Source organism: Clostridium sp. USBA 49 (assembly GCF_900167505.1).
GTDB classification, from domain to species: Bacteria; Bacillota; Clostridia; order Clostridiales; family Clostridiaceae; genus Clostridium_AT; species Clostridium_AT prolinivorans.
In genome coordinates this window covers 1-14,958 of record NZ_FUYD01000022.1, presented here as the reverse complement: position 1 = coordinate 14,958, position 14,958 = coordinate 1, and the positions used below count along the sequence as shown (strand labels likewise).

14 protein-coding genes and 1 other annotated feature are annotated in these 14,958 nt (G+C 33.2%); all 14 genes read right to left on the bottom strand.

Annotation, left to right across the window (positions count from 1 at the left end):
* Nucleotides 1-144: 144 nt before the first annotated feature.
* Nucleotides 145-2,208, bottom strand: coding sequence for an elongation factor G (gene fusA, locus B5D11_RS12265; RefSeq protein ID WP_078683301.1), 2,064 nt, complete (start codon nucleotides 2,206-2,208; stop codon nucleotides 145-147).
* Nucleotides 2,209-2,294: 86 nt separating this feature from the next.
* Nucleotides 2,295-2,765 (bottom strand): 30S ribosomal protein S7, encoded by a 471-nt coding sequence (gene rpsG, locus B5D11_RS12260; RefSeq protein WP_078683300.1) that lies wholly within the window; start codon nucleotides 2,763-2,765, stop codon nucleotides 2,295-2,297.
* A 153-nt stretch (nucleotides 2,766-2,918) separates the two neighbouring features.
* Nucleotides 2,919-3,296, bottom strand: a complete 378-nt coding sequence (rpsL, locus tag B5D11_RS12255) for a 30S ribosomal protein S12 (protein ID WP_078683299.1) — start codon at nucleotides 3,294-3,296, stop codon at nucleotides 2,919-2,921.
* A gap of 52 nt (nucleotides 3,297-3,348) precedes the next feature.
* A complete protein-coding gene (locus B5D11_RS12250; RefSeq protein ID WP_078683298.1) occupies nucleotides 3,349-3,591 on the bottom strand; it encodes a ribosomal L7Ae/L30e/S12e/Gadd45 family protein in 243 nt (80 codons plus the stop codon).
* 114 nt (nucleotides 3,592-3,705) lie between these two features.
* Entirely contained in the window at nucleotides 3,706-7,269 is a 3,564-nt protein-coding gene (rpoC, locus tag B5D11_RS12245; RefSeq protein WP_078683297.1) for a DNA-directed RNA polymerase subunit beta', read from the bottom strand.
* Between the two features lie 21 nt (nucleotides 7,270-7,290).
* Nucleotides 7,291-11,001 carry a DNA-directed RNA polymerase subunit beta gene (gene rpoB / locus B5D11_RS12240; protein WP_078683296.1) on the bottom strand — a complete coding sequence of 1,237 codons (3,711 nt, stop codon included), beginning with the start codon at nucleotides 10,999-11,001 and terminating at the stop codon, nucleotides 7,291-7,293.
* Between the two features lie 283 nt (nucleotides 11,002-11,284).
* Nucleotides 11,285-11,650 (bottom strand): 50S ribosomal protein L7/L12, encoded by a 366-nt coding sequence (gene rplL, locus B5D11_RS12235; protein WP_078683295.1) that lies wholly within the window; start codon nucleotides 11,648-11,650, stop codon nucleotides 11,285-11,287.
* A 32-nt stretch (nucleotides 11,651-11,682) separates the two neighbouring features.
* Nucleotides 11,683-12,180: a 50S ribosomal protein L10 gene (rplJ, locus tag B5D11_RS12230; protein ID WP_078683294.1), complete on the bottom strand. Its 498-nt coding sequence runs from the start codon at nucleotides 12,178-12,180 to the stop codon at nucleotides 11,683-11,685.
* 31 nt (nucleotides 12,181-12,211) lie between these two features.
* Nucleotides 12,212-12,341 (bottom strand) — a sequence feature (ribosomal protein L10 leader region).
* Between the two features lie 53 nt (nucleotides 12,342-12,394).
* Nucleotides 12,395-13,084: a 50S ribosomal protein L1 gene (rplA, locus tag B5D11_RS12225; protein ID WP_078683293.1), complete on the bottom strand. Its 690-nt coding sequence runs from the start codon at nucleotides 13,082-13,084 to the stop codon at nucleotides 12,395-12,397.
* A 102-nt stretch (nucleotides 13,085-13,186) separates the two neighbouring features.
* Nucleotides 13,187-13,612, bottom strand: a complete 426-nt coding sequence (gene rplK, locus B5D11_RS12220; RefSeq protein WP_078683292.1) for a 50S ribosomal protein L11 — start codon at nucleotides 13,610-13,612, stop codon at nucleotides 13,187-13,189.
* Nucleotides 13,613-13,695: 83 nt separating this feature from the next.
* Nucleotides 13,696-14,217 (bottom strand): transcription termination/antitermination protein NusG, encoded by a 522-nt coding sequence (nusG, locus tag B5D11_RS12215; RefSeq protein ID WP_078683291.1) that lies wholly within the window; start codon nucleotides 14,215-14,217, stop codon nucleotides 13,696-13,698.
* 41 nt (nucleotides 14,218-14,258) lie between these two features.
* A complete protein-coding gene (gene secE / locus B5D11_RS12210) occupies nucleotides 14,259-14,483 on the bottom strand; it encodes a preprotein translocase subunit SecE (protein ID WP_078683290.1) in 225 nt (74 codons plus the stop codon).
* Nucleotides 14,484-14,511: 28 nt separating this feature from the next.
* Nucleotides 14,512-14,661, bottom strand: coding sequence for a 50S ribosomal protein L33 (gene rpmG / locus B5D11_RS12205; protein WP_078683289.1), 150 nt, complete (start codon nucleotides 14,659-14,661; stop codon nucleotides 14,512-14,514).
* Nucleotides 14,662-14,866: 205 nt separating this feature from the next.
* The coding region (locus B5D11_RS12200) for an EF-Tu C-terminal domain-related protein (protein WP_143327709.1) at nucleotides 14,867-14,958 on the bottom strand (92 nt) is incomplete at its 5' end.

Sequence of the window (14,958 nt, the reverse complement as noted above, 5' to 3'; positions counted from 1 at the left end):
ACCATGGTCTACGTGTCCTATTGTTCCAATATTTACATGTGGCTTGCTTCTTTCAAATTTTGCCTTTGACATTTTTATTTCCTCCTTTATTTCAACCAATAAAATTATTTTTATATATTTATTATTTAATTATATTATATATAATTATTTATTTCCAATAATTTGTTCTTGTATACTCTTTGGAACTTCTTCATAATGATCAAATTCCATAGAATATACTCCTCTTCCTTGTGTTCTTGATCTAAGAGTAGTTGCATATCCAAACATTTCTGCAAGAGGAACAAAAGCTCTTATAACTTGAGCACCTGATCTTGCTTCCATGCCTTCAATTCTTCCTCTTCTGGAATTTATGTCTCCCATAACATCTCCCATGTACTCTTCTGGTACAGTTACTTCAACCTTCATCATTGGTTCAAGTAACACTGGGTCTGCTTTAGCCATAGCATTTTTAAATGCCATAGAACCAGCAATCTTAAATGCCATTTCTGATGAGTCTACATCATGGTATGAACCGTCATAAAGTCTAACTTTAAAGTTCATAACTTCATATCCAGCAAGTATACCATTTTGAGCAGCTTCTCTTATTCCATTATCTATAGCAGGAATATATTCTTTTGGAATTACTCCTCCAACAATAGCATTTTCAAATTCATATTCTCCTTCTGTTGGTATAAGTTCTATCCAACAGTGACCATATTGACCACGTCCACCAGACTGTCTAACAAATTTACCTTCAGCTTTAACAGCTTTTCTAATAGTTTCTTTGTATGCAACTTGTGGAGCTCCAACATTACATTCAACTTTAAATTCTCTTTGAAGTCTATCAACAATTATTTCAAGATGAAGTTCACCCATACCTGCTATAATTGTCTGACCAGTTTCTTGATCTGTATAAGTTTTAAATGTTGGATCTTCTTCAGCAAGTTTTGCTAAAGCTATAGCCATTTTCTCCTGACTAGCTTTTGTCTTTGGTTCAATAGCAACTCTTATAACAGGTTCTGGGAATTCCATGCTTTCAAGTATAATTGGAGCATTTTCTGCACAGAGTGTATCACCTGTTGTAGTATCTTTTAATCCAACTATAGCTCCCAAATCCCCTGCTCTAAGTTCTTCAACCTCTTCTCTATGGTTAGCATGCATTTTAACAAGTCTTCCTAGTCTTTCTTTCTTACCTTTTGTAGAGTTAAGAACATAAGTTCCACTTGACATAACACCGGAATAAACTCTTGTGAATGCAAGTTTTCCAATAAATGGGTCAGTTGCTATTTTAAATGCTAGTGCTGCCATTGGAGCATTATCATCTGCAGGTCTTTCATCTTCTTCTCCTGTATCTGGATTTGTACCTTTAACAGGAGGAATGTCTAATGGTGATGGCATATATGCAACAACTGCATCAAGCATTTCCTGAACACCTTTGTTCTTATATGAAGAACCACATATAACTGGAACTAATTCATTAGCTATAACTGCTTTTCTTATTGCTCTATGAATTTCTTCTTCAGTTATTTCTTCTCCTTCAAGATATTTCATCATTAACTCTTCATCAGTATCAGCAACAGCTTCTATCATTGCTGCTCTGTATTCTTCTGCTTGAGCCTTTAAATTTTCAGGAATTTCTGTTTCTTCTATTTCTGTTCCAATATCATTTTTGTGTATTATAGCAACCATTCTTATTAAATCAACCATACCAACAAAATCACTTTCCTGGCCTATTGGTATTTGTATTGGAACAGCATTAGCCTTTAATCTATCTCTTAATGTTTGAACGCAATGGAAGAAATCAGCTCCTACTGCATCCATCTTATTTACATATACCATTCTTGGTACACTATATTTATCCGCCTGTCTCCATACAGTTTCAGTTTGTGGTTCAACACCACTTTTTGCATCTAAAACTGTAACAGCACCATCAAGTACTCTTAAAGACCTTTCTACTTCAACGGTAAAGTCTACGTGTCCTGGTGTGTCAATGATGTTTATTGCATAACCTTTCCATTGAGCAGTTGTCGCAGCTGAAGTAATTGTTATACCTCTTTCCTGCTCTTGAACCATCCAGTCCATTGTTGCCTGACCTTCATGAACTTCACCAATTTTGTGTGTCTTTCCTGTATAAAACAATATACGTTCTGTTGTTGTTGTTTTACCAGCATCTATGTGCGCCATTATACCGATATTACGGAATTTTTCTAATGGAAATTGTCTAGCCACACTTTTTCCTCCTCTCGATGTTTACATTTTATTCCACAATAAAATTTTATAGAAACTGTTTTGGCAATGCCAAAACAGTTTCTATATTAGTATCTGTAATGTGCAAAAGCTTTATTCGCTTCAGCCATTTTATGTGTATCTTCTCTTTTCTTAACGGCAGCTCCTGTATTATTAGCGGCATCCATTAATTCTCCTGCAAGTTTAAGTCTCATATATTTTTCTCCTCTTTTACGAGCTGCATCGAGAATCCATCTGATACCTAAAGTCTGCCTTCTTTCTGGTCTAACTTCCATTGGTACTTGATAAGTAGCTCCACCAATTCTTCTTGCTTTAACTTCAAGTAATGGCATTACATTATTCATAGCTGTTTCAAAAACTTCTAATGGATCTTTACCTGTTTTTTCAGCTATTATTTCAAATGCATCATAAGCTATCTTTTGAGCTACTCCTTTTTTACCATCTTCCATTATATTATTTATTAATTTAGTAACAACCTTACTGTTATATACTGGATCTGGTAATACATCTCTTTTCGCTATATGTCCTTTTCTTGGCACTTTACTTCCCTCCTTAACATTTAAAATTTAAGATCATAGGTACTCGGTAATTTTTACCGGCAAGTGCTCTGTACTTCAAATGCATATCTATATCAATAAAAATTTATTATCTATATATAAATGCTGAAGACCTAGCACTAGTTAGTTTTAAAACTATTTTTTCTTAGGTTTCTTTGCACCATACTTAGATCTTCCTTGTAATCTGTTAGCTACTCCAGCTGAGTCTAATGCTCCTCTTATGATATGGTATCTAACACCAGGAAGGTCTTTTACTCTACCACCTCTTATAAGAACAACACTGTGCTCTTGTAGGTTATGTCCTATACCTGGGATATAAGCTATAACTTCATATCCATTAGTAAGTCTAACTTTAGCAATTTTTCTAAGAGCTGAGTTAGGCTTCTTTGGAGTTGTTGTTTTAACTACTGTACAAACTCCTCTTTTTTGTGGACTTCCTTGTAATGCTGGTGCTGTAGATTTTTCTTCAACAGTTTTTCTTCCTTTTCTAACTAACTGGCTAATTGTTGGCATACTTACACCTCCTTTTAAAATTTAAGCTATATAAAATTTGATAATTAACACATTAATCCTCAAGTATTACCGCAGCGGAAGCACCTACGTCAATCCCACATAATTTACCTAAGGTTTTCATAGTATTAACATGATGGATTTCTATGGAATTTTCTTCGGCTAGTTTTACTACTGGTTCAATAAGTCTTGCTTCAGCATCCATTGCTACATATAATGCTTTTACTTTATTGTTTTTTATAGCTTTAATACTTTGTTTTATTCCAACGACCTTTTTACCATTTAGCCTTTCTACCATAGTGTAACCCCCTAAAATACTTCCATAGGGATATAAAATAATTTTATATCCCTATAAAATCACACAAATTGTATTTTATCATTTTATGCGAATTATGTCAATAAACTTAAATTTTTAAACATCTAATGCTGTTTCTTTTTCTATTCCATTTTCAATACTGTTTTCATCGTTGTTTTCTGTACTACGTTCTGTATTTATTTTTATAGATCTGTATCTTGTCATTCCTGTACCAGCAGGTATAAGTTTTCCTATAAGTACATTTTCCTTTAATCCTACAAGAGGGTCTACCTTACCTTTTATAGCTGCATCAGTTAAAACTCTAGTAGTTTCTTGGAAAGATGCTGCTGATAAGAATGAATCTGTGGCAAGAGCTGCCTTTGTTATACCAAGAAGTGCTACACTTCCTTCAGCTGGTTTTCCACCCATAGCTTCTACCTTTTTATTTTCTTCTTCGAAATCAAATATGTCAATTAAAGTACCTGGAAGCAAATCTGTATCTCCAGAATCTTCTATTTTTACTTTTCTAGTCATTTGTCTTATTACAACTTCAAGATGCTTATCATTTATATCAACACCCTGAAGCCTGTAAACTTTTTGAACTTCTGATAGAAGATAGTTTTTAACTCCTTCAACTCCCTTAATTCTAAGAATATCATGTGGATTTACTGAACCTTCAGTTATTTCATCTCCAGCAGCAATTACATCACCATTACTTACTTTAAGCCTTGAACCAAATGGTATATCGTAACTTATTTCTTCTCCACTTTCGGAAGTTACATAAACTATTCTCTTCTTTTTAGTTTCTTCAACTCTTACAGTTCCTGCAGTTTCACTTACTATTGCAAGTCCTTTTGGTTTTCTTGCTTCAAACAATTCTTCAACTCTTGGAAGACCTTGAGTTATGTCTGCTCCAGCAACTCCACCAGTATGGAAAGTTCTCATTGTAAGCTGAGTTCCAGGTTCACCTATGGATTGTGCTGCAATTATTCCTACAGCTTCTCCATTATTTATTTTCTCGCCTGTTGCCATATTCATTCCGTAACATTTTGCACATACTCCAAATTTAGCTTTGCAGGTAAATACAGATCTGATTTTAACTTTCTTAATTCCAAGTTTTTCGATTTTCTCTGCCGTAAATACATCAATATATTCATCTTTTGGAACTAATACTTCTCCAGTTTCAGGATTAATAATATCTTCTGCACTATACCTTCCAGCAAGTCTTTCTTTTAAAGATTCTATTACTTCATTACCTTCTTTAATTTCTGATACTTCAAATCCTTGAGTACTGCCGCAATCTTCGTACCTAACTATAACATCTTGGCTTACATCAACAAGTCTTCTTGTAAGATATCCAGAGTCTGCCGTTTTTAATGCTGTATCTGCATTACCTTTTCTAGCACCGTGAGTTGATATGAAGTATTGAAGCACATCAAGTCCTTCTCTAAAAGATGCTCTTATTGGAAGTTCTATTATCTTACCTGATGGATTAGCCATAAGTCCTCTCATACCAGCTAATTGTTTAATCTGGCTTTTAGAACCTCTGGCTCCTGAATCTGCCATCATAAATATAGGATTAAATTTATCCAAGCTATCCATTAAAGCATCAGCAACATCTTCTGTTGTTTTACTCCATGTTTCTATTACTCTTTCATATCTTTCTTCTTCTGATATAAATCCTCTTCTGTACATTTTTTCGATTTTATCTACGGCTGCATCTGCCTGTTCAAGCAATGTTTTCTTTGCTTTAGGAACTATCATATCTGAAGTAGAAACAGTTATTGCTCCTATACATGAATAATGATATCCCTTAGCTTTTATATTATCAAGCATTATTGATGTAACAGTAGGACCATATTTTATATAACATTTATCTATTATCTTTCCCAAATTCTTTTTGTCAACAAGAAAATCAACTTCTAATTTAAATTCATTTCCTGGAATACTTCTATCTACAAAACCTAAATCTTGAGGTATAGATTCGTTGAATATAATTTTTCCAACTGTAGTTTCAATTATTCCACTTTTTAAAATTCCATTTATTTCTTTTGTCATTTTAACTTTAATCTTTGCTTGAAGTTCTATTTCTCCAAGCTGATAAGCCATTATTGCTTCGTCAACAGAAGAAAATGCTCTTCCTTCACCCTTAGCTCCATCTTTATCTATTGTTAAATAATAGGAACCAAGAACCATATCCTGTGTAGGTACACTTACTGGTTTTCCATCAGATGGTTTTAATATATTATTAGCAGCAAGCATTAAAAATCTTGCTTCAGCCTGTGCTTCTACAGATAGTGGAACGTGTACTGCCATCTGGTCACCATCAAAATCGGCATTATATGCAGTACAAACAAGAGGATGAAGTTTTATAGCCCTTCCTTCTACTAAAACCGGCTGGAAAGCCTGTATTCCAAGCCTATGCAATGTAGGAGCACGATTAAGAAGAACTGGATGCTGTTCAATTACCTCTTCAAGTACATCCCAAACTTCATTTTGAACTCTTTCAACCATTCTCTTTGCACTCTTAATATTGTGTGCAACACCACTTTCAACAAGTTTTTTCATTACAAATGGTTTAAATAGTTCAAGTGCCATTTCTTTTGGAAGTCCACATTGATACATTTTTAATTCTGGACCTACAACTATAACAGAACGTCCTGAATAGTCAACACGCTTACCAAGAAGATTTTGTCTAAATCTTCCTTGTTTTCCTTTTAGCATATCAGAAAGAGATTTTAATGGTCTGTTACCAGGACCTGTAACAGGTCTTCCTCTTCTTCCATTATCAATTAAAGCATCTACTGCTTCTTGAAGCATTCTTTTTTCATTTCTAACTATAATATCCGGTGCTCCTAAATCAAGGAGCTTTTTTAATCTATTGTTTCTGTTTATAACTCTTCTGTATAAATCATTTAAATCAGAGGTAGCAAATCTTCCTCCATCTAGCTGAACCATTGGTCTTAAATCAGGAGGAATAACTGGTACAACATCTAATATCATCCATTCTGGTCTATTACCTGATTTTCTAAAAGATTCAACTACTTCTAATCTTCTTATAATTCTTATTTTCTTTTGACCATTTGCATCCTTTAATTCTTTTTTTAATTCTTGTGACATTAGCTCTAAATCTATTTCCTGCAAAAGAAGTTTAATTGATTCAGCTCCCATTCCTGCAGTAAAACTATCTTCGCCATATTTATCTATAGCTTCTCTATATTCTTTTTCAGTTAAGAGCTGTTTCTTTAAAAGTGGTGTTTCTTTAGGATCTATAACAACATATGATGCAAAATAAAGTATTTTCTCTAAAGCTCTTGGAGACATATCTAAAATTAATCCCATACGTGATGGTATCCCTTTGAAATACCATATATGAGATACTGGGGCAGCAAGTTCAATATGCCCCATTCTTTCACGTCTTACTTTAGCTTTAGTGACTTCAACTCCACATCTGTCACAAACTATACCCTTATATCTAACTCTTTTATATTTACCGCAATGACATTCCCAATCCTTTTGTGGTCCAAAAATTCTTTCACAAAATAATCCATCTCTTTCAGGCTTCAATGTCCTGTAATTAATAGTTTCTGGTTTTTTTACTTCACCTCTTGACCATTCTCTTATTTGTTCAGGTGAAGCTAATCCTATTTGTATAGCATCAAAATTATCTAATTCAAACAAGGGTACATCCTCCCTTCATAATTAGTGTTCATCATTAAAATCATCTAGCTCTAAATCATCTTCAAAACTGTCTATTGGAAGTTCATCATAATCTAATTCTAAATCTTGATCTTCCTCAGTATCTTCATCTAATGTTTCAACATATTCTTCACTTGGAGCAGGTGGAACAAAATCTTCTGTTCCTTCTATATTAACGTCCAATTCTTCAATTTCTTCATCTACAGATTCTTTAAGTTTAACTTCTTGCTTATTATCATTAAGAACTTTTACGTCTAAACATAATGCTTGAAGCTCTTTTATAAGAACCTTAAATGATTCTGGAACTCCTGGCTCTGGTATATTTTCACCTTTTACAATTGATTCGTAAGTTTTAACCCTACCTACAACATCATCTGATTTAACAGTTAATATTTCTTGTAGAGTATAAGCTGCACCATAAGCCTCAAGTGCCCAAACTTCCATTTCACCAAATCTTTGGCCACCAAATTGAGCTTTACCTCCTAAAGGCTGCTGAGTAACTAATGAGTATGGCCCAGTGGAACGTGCATGTATTTTATCATCAACTAAGTGGGCTAATTTTAATATATACATATATCCTACTGTTACCCTATTATCAAAAGGTTCTCCTGTTCTTCCATCATAAAGAACAGTTTTTCCATCTGTTTCATATCCAGCCTTTTGTAGACATTCGATTATATCTTCTTCTGTAGCTCCATCAAATACTGGAGTAGCTATATGCCATCCTAATTTAGCTGCAGCCCATCCAAGATGTACTTCAAGCACCTGCCCTATATTCATACGAGAAGGAACTCCAAGTGGATTTAAACATATTTCCAGTGGTCTTCCATCTGGTAAAAATGGCATATCTTCTTCTGGAAGTACTCTTGAAATAACACCTTTATTACCATGCCTTCCAGCCATTTTATCTCCAACAGATATTTTTCTCTTTTGAGCTATATAACATCTAACTAATTTGTTTACTCCTGGAGGAAGTTCATCTCCGTTTTCCCTTGTAAACACTTTAACATCAACAATTATACCAGCTTCACCGTGTGGAACTCTTAAAGAAGTATCTCTAACTTCTCTAGCTTTTTCACCAAATATAGCACGAAGAAGTCTTTCTTCTGCAGTAAGCTCAGTTTCTCCCTTAGGAGTAACTTTACCTACAAGAATATCTCCAGACCTTACTTCAGCTCCTATTCTTATTATACCTCTTTCATCAATGTCTTTAAGAGCATCTTCACCTACATTAGGAATGTCTCTTGTTATTTCCTCTGGTCCTAATTTAGTATCTCTTGCTTCTGCTTCATACTCTTCAATATGAATTGATGTAAATACATCATCAGCAACTAATTTTTCGGATATAAGCATAGCATCTTCGTAGTTATATCCTTCCCAAGTAATAAATCCAATAAGAATATTTCTACCTAATGCTATTTCTCCCATATCTGTTGATGGACCATCTGCTAATACTGTACCAACTTCAACTCTTTCACCTTTGCTTACAATAGGTCTTTGATTTATACAGGTACCTTGGTTTGATCTTTTAAATTTTAAAAGCCTATAGGTATCTGTCCCTCCATCTGAGTCTCTTTTAACCCTTATTTCATTAGCACTTACATAAGTAACTATTCCTGCATTTTTAGCTTTAGGAAGAACTCCAGAATCTACAGCTGCTTTATATTCTATTCCCGTACCAACAATAGGTGCACTTGGTTTAAGAAGAGGTACTGCTTGACGCTGCATGTTCGATCCCATAAGAGCACGGCTGGCATCATCATTTTCAAGAAATGGTATCATAGCTGTAGCAACAGATACTAATTGTCTTGGAGATACATCCATAAGATCAACATCTTCTCTTGGAACAACTATAATCTCTTCTTGTGCTCTTACTGTTACCTTTTTATCTAAAAATCTTCCTTCTTCATCTAAAGGCTCATTTGACTGAGCAATTAAATATTCATCTTCTTCATTAGCAGTAAGATAAACTATCTCATTAGTTACTATACCTGTCTTTTTATCTACAATTCTATAAGGTGTTTCAATAAATCCATATTCATTAACTTTAGCATAAGTTGCTAATGAATTTATAAGACCAATGTTTGGTCCTTCAGGAGTTTCTATTGGACACATTCTACCATAATGTGAATGGTGAACGTCTCTTACTTCAAAACCTGCTCTTTCTCTTGATAAACCTCCAGGTCCTAATGCCGAAAGTCTTCTTTTATGAGTAAGTTCTGAAAGAGGATTAGTCTGATCCATAAACTGTGAAAGCTGTGAACTTCCAAAAAATTCCTTTATAGCTGCTGCAACAGGTCTTATATTTATAAGTGCTTGTGGTGTTATAACTTCTTGATCTTGAATTGTCATTCTTTCTCTAACTACTCTTTCCATCCTTGAAAGACCAATTCTAAATTGATTTTGCAGCAATTCTCCAACAGATCTTAATCTTCTATTCCCTAAATGATCTATATCATCAACATGACCTATTCCATACGCTAATCCTAATTCATAGCTTATAGTAGCTAATATATCATCTTTTATAATATGCTTTGGTATTAATCTATGTATGTTTTTCTTTATTTCTTCTTTTATAGTATTTTCATCACTATAATTATCAAGGATTTCTTTTAATGTTGGATAATGTACAAGTTCCCTTATGTTAAGATCATCAACATTAAAATCAACTACTTTATTTAATTTTACAAAATTATTGCCTATTACCCTAACTATTCTATCTTCAACTGCTATATCTACAGAATTAATGCCTGAATCTTGAATTTCTAAAGCTTTTTCTCTATCAATTTTTTCGCCTTTTTGAACTAATATTTCTCCAGTAATAGGGCTTATAATATCTTTAGCAGCAATTTGATTAGTAATTCTAAGATGAAGTGCTAATTTCTTATTAAATTTATATCTTCCAACTCTAGATAAATCATATCTTTTTGCATCAAAAAATAATGAATCTATAAGAGATGTTGCACTTTCTACAGTTGGAGGTTCACCTGGTCTTAACCTTTTATAAATTTCAAGTAGTGCTTCTTCTTTAGTCTTAGTACTATCTTTTTCTATTGTAGCTTTAAGACGTTCTTCTTCACCAAAAAATGAAGTAAGTTCATTATCACTGCCACAACCCATAGCTCTAGCTAAAACAGTTATTGGAAGTTTTCTTGTTTTATCTATCCTTACATGAATTACGTCATTTGAATCAGTTTCGTATTCAAGCCACGCTCCTCTATTAGGTATTACAGTAGATGAAAAAAGTTTTTTACCTGTTTTATCTACTGAATAGCTATAATAGACACCTGGTGATCTCACCAGCTGGCTTACTATTACTCTTTCTGCTCCATTAATTATAAAAGTACCCTGTTCAGTCATAAGAGGGAAGTCTCCCATAAAAACTTCTTGTTCTTTAACTTCTCCAGTTTCTTTGTTAATAAGTCTAACCTTTACCTTTAACGGTGCTGCATAAGTAGCATCTCTTTCTTTACATTCTTCTACAGAATACTTGATATTATCTAAATCAAGTTTGTAGCCAACAAATTCAAGAATAAGGTTACCAGTATAATCTGTAATAGGATTAATATCATCAAAAACTTCTTGTAACCCTTCATCTAAAAACCATTGGTAGGAATCTAGCTGAACTTCAATTAAATTTGGCATATCTGCTACTTCTTTAAGTTTGGAAAAACTCATTCTTGTTCTTTTCCCAACTTTTACAGGATGTACCATGGATTATCACCCCTTACTTAAAGTAAAAATAACCAAAAGCACATAATATCTCCTAGGAACTAGTGCATTTGGAAAAAACCGTATCATTCATCGTATCAGTATAACCTAAATTGTCAAAATAATTCATATTTTTAAAAAATAATTCATAAAATTTTAATATAAATATGAAATATTCATCAATCAATGCAATTAATTATGTTACCATAATAAAACTTATGTGTCAATAGTTACATTAAAAAAAGAAGCGCTTTTGTAGAAGCGCTTCTTTTTTTATATTATTTTATTACTTTATTTCTACAGTAGCTCCAACTTCAGAAAGTTTAGCTTTCATAGCTTCAGCATCTTCTTTGCTTACGCCTTCTTTTAATGTCTTAGGAGCTCCATCAACTAGTTCTTTAGCTTCTTTTAATCCAAGACCAGTTAATTCTCTAACAACTTTTATAACTTTAATTTTTTCTCCACCAGCATTAGCTAATATTACATCAAATTCAGTTTTTTCTTCAGCAGCTGGAGCAGCAGCAGCTCCACCAGCAACTGCTACAGGAGCAGCAGCACTAACTCCAAATTCTTCTTCACATGCTTTTACTAGTTCATTTAATTCTAATACAGTCATTTCTTTTATAGCTTGAATAATTTCTTCTCTTGTCATTTAAACAGCACCTCCAAAATTTTTAATTAAGCTTATTCAGCTGATTCTTTCTTTTCACTAATTGCATTTAATAAGTAAACAAGATTTGATAATGGAGCTTTGAAGCTTCCAAGTAATTTTGCAATAAGAACTTCTCTTGATGGTATTGAAGCAAGTTTTTTAACTCCTTCAGTATCATATATTGTTCCTTCAACTATACCAGCTTTTAATTCAAGTTTTTTATGATCTTTTGCAAAATCATTAAGAATTCTAGCTGGTGCAGTAGCATCATCATAACCAAAAGCTACTGAAACAGGTCCTTCTAAATAATTTATTATTCCATTGAACCCAAGTTCTTTAGCAGCTAATGTAGTTAAAGTATTTTTATATACTTTATATTCTACTCCTGCTTCTCTTAATTTTCTTCTAAGCTCTGTATCTTCCTCAACAGTTAAGCCTTGATATTTTGCAAATACAATACCTTGAGCTTTTTGCATTTTTTCTTTTATTTCAACAACTTTTGCCTTTTTTAATTCTAGATTTTTACTCACTGCGTCCACCTCCTCACAGTTTTAGAACTGCTTAGTAAAATTAAAAGTCCCTCCGTAGACGCGGAGAGACCAATTGTTTATATCTATATTGGAACCCTCGGTAGGTTGGAAACCCTTTATGCAAATGCACCTACTGTCTACGGAATACTATTCTATTTAAATTTTAATATTACAACTTTTGAAAGTATATCAAAATTTGTATCTTAAGTCAATATTAATCTAAAGCCTTAACTGGATTAATTTTTATTCCAGGTCCCATAGTGCTTGATATAGATACTGACTTAATATATTGTCCTTTAGCTGCTGCAGGCTTAGCTTTAATTATAGCTTCCATTATTGTCTTAAAGTTTTCAAGAAGTTTTTCAGCTCCAAATGATCTTTTCCCAATTGGAACATGAATTATAGCTGTTTTATCTACTCTATATTCAACTTTACCAGCTTTAATTTCTGCAATAGCTTTAGAAACATCAAAAGTAACTGTTCCAGATTTTGGATTTGGCATTAAGCCTTTAGGACCAAGTAATCTTCCTAATCTTCCTACTACACCCATCATATCAGGAGTAGCTACAACAACATCATAGTCAAACCAGTTTTCTTTTTGAATTTTTTCTACAAGCTCTTCAGCTCCTACAAAATCAGCACCTGCTGCTTCAGCTTCTTTAGCCTTATCTCCCTTAGCAAATACTAAAACTTTAACTGTTTTACCAGTTCCATGAGGAAGTACAACAGCTCCTCTAACTTGTTGATCTGCATGTCTTGGGTCAACTCCAAGTCTAACAGCAAGTTCTATAGTTTCATCAAATTTAGCTTTTGATGTTTTTACAGCAAGCTCTACAGCTTCTTGTGCAGAATATAGAACACTTTTATCAACAAGCTTAGCACTTTCTATATAATTCTTTCCCATTTTGCTAAACCTCCTTTGTGGTATTAACGGTTTTTTACCTCCCACCGATAACGTACATTATACTACGTTTAAGTTGGTAGATATTAAACTCTAGTTTTTATATTATTCTTCAATTGTTATACCCATGCTTCTAGCTGTTCCAGCTATCATGCTCATTGCAGCTTCTATTGATGCAGCATTTAAATCAGGCATCTTAGTTTCTGCAATTTCTCTAAGCTTGGCTTTTGAAATTTTAGCAACTTTATTTTTGTTTGGTACACCAGAACCACTTTCAATTCCAGCTGCTTTCTTTAATAATACAGCTGCTGGAGGAGTCTTTAGTATAAAGCTAAAGCTTCTGTCCTGATATACTGTAATAACTACTGGGATTATAAGCCCTGCTTGATTTGCAGTCTTAGCGTTAAATTCTTTACAAAATCCCATAATATTTACACCATGCTGACCAAGTGCTGGACCAACTGGTGGTGCTGGAGTTGCTTTTCCTGCAGGAAGTTGAAGTTTAATCATTCCTGTTACTTTTTTAGCCATGAGTTTACACCTCCTATAATGTGGTAATCGGACTTATAGTCCTCCCACTTATTAAGATTTAGCTATCCTAAATCTTATAAGTTTTAATCTAATTTAGCTACCTGGTTAAATTCAAGCTCTACTGGGGTTTCACGCCCAAACATATTTACAAGAGCTTTAATTTTGTGCTTTTCAGTATTTATTTCCTGAATTAAAGCAACAAAATTTTCTAATGGACCAGATACAACTTTAACTGTTTCTCCTACCTCAAGGTCAATTTGAACAGGCTTTTCAGTAATACCCATATTTTGAACCTCTTCATCGGTAAGTGGTACAGGTTTTGACCCTGGACCTACGAAACCTGTAACTCCTCTTGTATTTCTAACTATATACCAAGAATCATCGTTCATTATCATTTTTACAAGAACATATCCTGGAAATACTTTTTTTAAAGTAGTTTTTTTCTTACCATCTTTTATTTCCACTTGTTCTTCCATTGGAACTTGAATGTCTTGAATTAAATGATGAAAGTTTCTATTTTCTATTGTTTTTTCTAAATTTGCTTTCACTTTATTCTCATACCCAGAATATGTGTGAACCACATACCATCTAGCTCTCTCTGCCATAATCAAAGGGACGGACTCTTCCACCCCTACCTCCTTTTTGTTTATTTAAAAATCAAATTGAAGAGGTTATTGAAACCATAATCCAATATTACAACTATAACTGTAAAGATAACACAGAAAGTAACCACAGCTGCTAGTGCCTTTTTTACTTCTTTTTTAGGTGCCCAAGTTATTCTTTTGGTTTCTGCTTTAATACTTTTAAAAGGCTTTATAAATAATTTTATTTTTGATTCTTTATTGCCTCTAACCTTTTCATTAACAGCCATTTCATCCACATCCTTAAAATATTCTGTGTTATTTTGTTTCTTTATGAGATGTATGCTTGTGGCAGAATTTACAATATTTTTTCATTTCTAATCTGTCTGGATCATTCTTTTTATTTTTAGTTGAATTGTAATTTCTTTGTTTACACTCTGTACATGCTAAGGTAATTTTTACTCTCATAATCTGCACCTCGCTCTCATTACATTTATATAAATGTTACTAATATTACTCCAACGCTGTGTTTTACCTTAATAATCTATCATAAGTTAACAATTATGTCAACAATTTTAATATTTTAGATTAAATACAGCAAAATTTTTAGCAATTTATTTTCCCTTAAAAAGGACTAGGTCTAGAAACCCAGTCCTTTTTAATAAAATAATAATTACTCAACTATTTTAGTAACAACACCTGAACCAACTGTTCTTCCGCCTTCTCTTATAGCAAATCTTAATCCTTCATCCATTGCTACTGGTG

Excerpts from the sequence above, each read along its gene's own strand:
- B5D11_RS12250 (WP_078683298.1), bottom strand. The coding sequence starts at position 3,591 with ATGGTAGAAAGGCTAAATGGTAAAAAGGTCGTTGGAATAAAACAAAGT.
- rpsL (WP_078683299.1), bottom strand. The coding sequence starts at position 3,296 with ATGCCAACAATTAGCCAGTTAGTTAGAAAAGGAAGAAAAACTGTTGAA.
- nusG (WP_078683291.1), bottom strand. The coding sequence starts at position 14,217 with ATGGCAGAGAGAGCTAGATGGTATGTGGTTCACACATATTCTGGGTAT.
- rpoB (WP_078683296.1), bottom strand. The coding sequence starts at position 11,001 with ATGGTACATCCTGTAAAAGTTGGGAAAAGAACAAGAATGAGTTTTTCC.
- rplK (WP_078683292.1), bottom strand. The coding sequence starts at position 13,612 with ATGGCTAAAAAAGTAACAGGAATGATTAAACTTCAACTTCCTGCAGGA.
- rplL (WP_078683295.1), bottom strand. The coding sequence starts at position 11,650 with ATGACAAGAGAAGAAATTATTCAAGCTATAAAAGAAATGACTGTATTA.
- rpmG (WP_078683289.1), bottom strand. The coding sequence starts at position 14,661 with ATGAGAGTAAAAATTACCTTAGCATGTACAGAGTGTAAACAAAGAAAT.
- rplA (WP_078683293.1), bottom strand. The coding sequence starts at position 13,084 with ATGGGAAAGAATTATATAGAAAGTGCTAAGCTTGTTGATAAAAGTGTT.
- secE (WP_078683290.1), bottom strand. The coding sequence starts at position 14,483 with ATGGCTGTTAATGAAAAGGTTAGAGGCAATAAAGAATCAAAAATAAAA.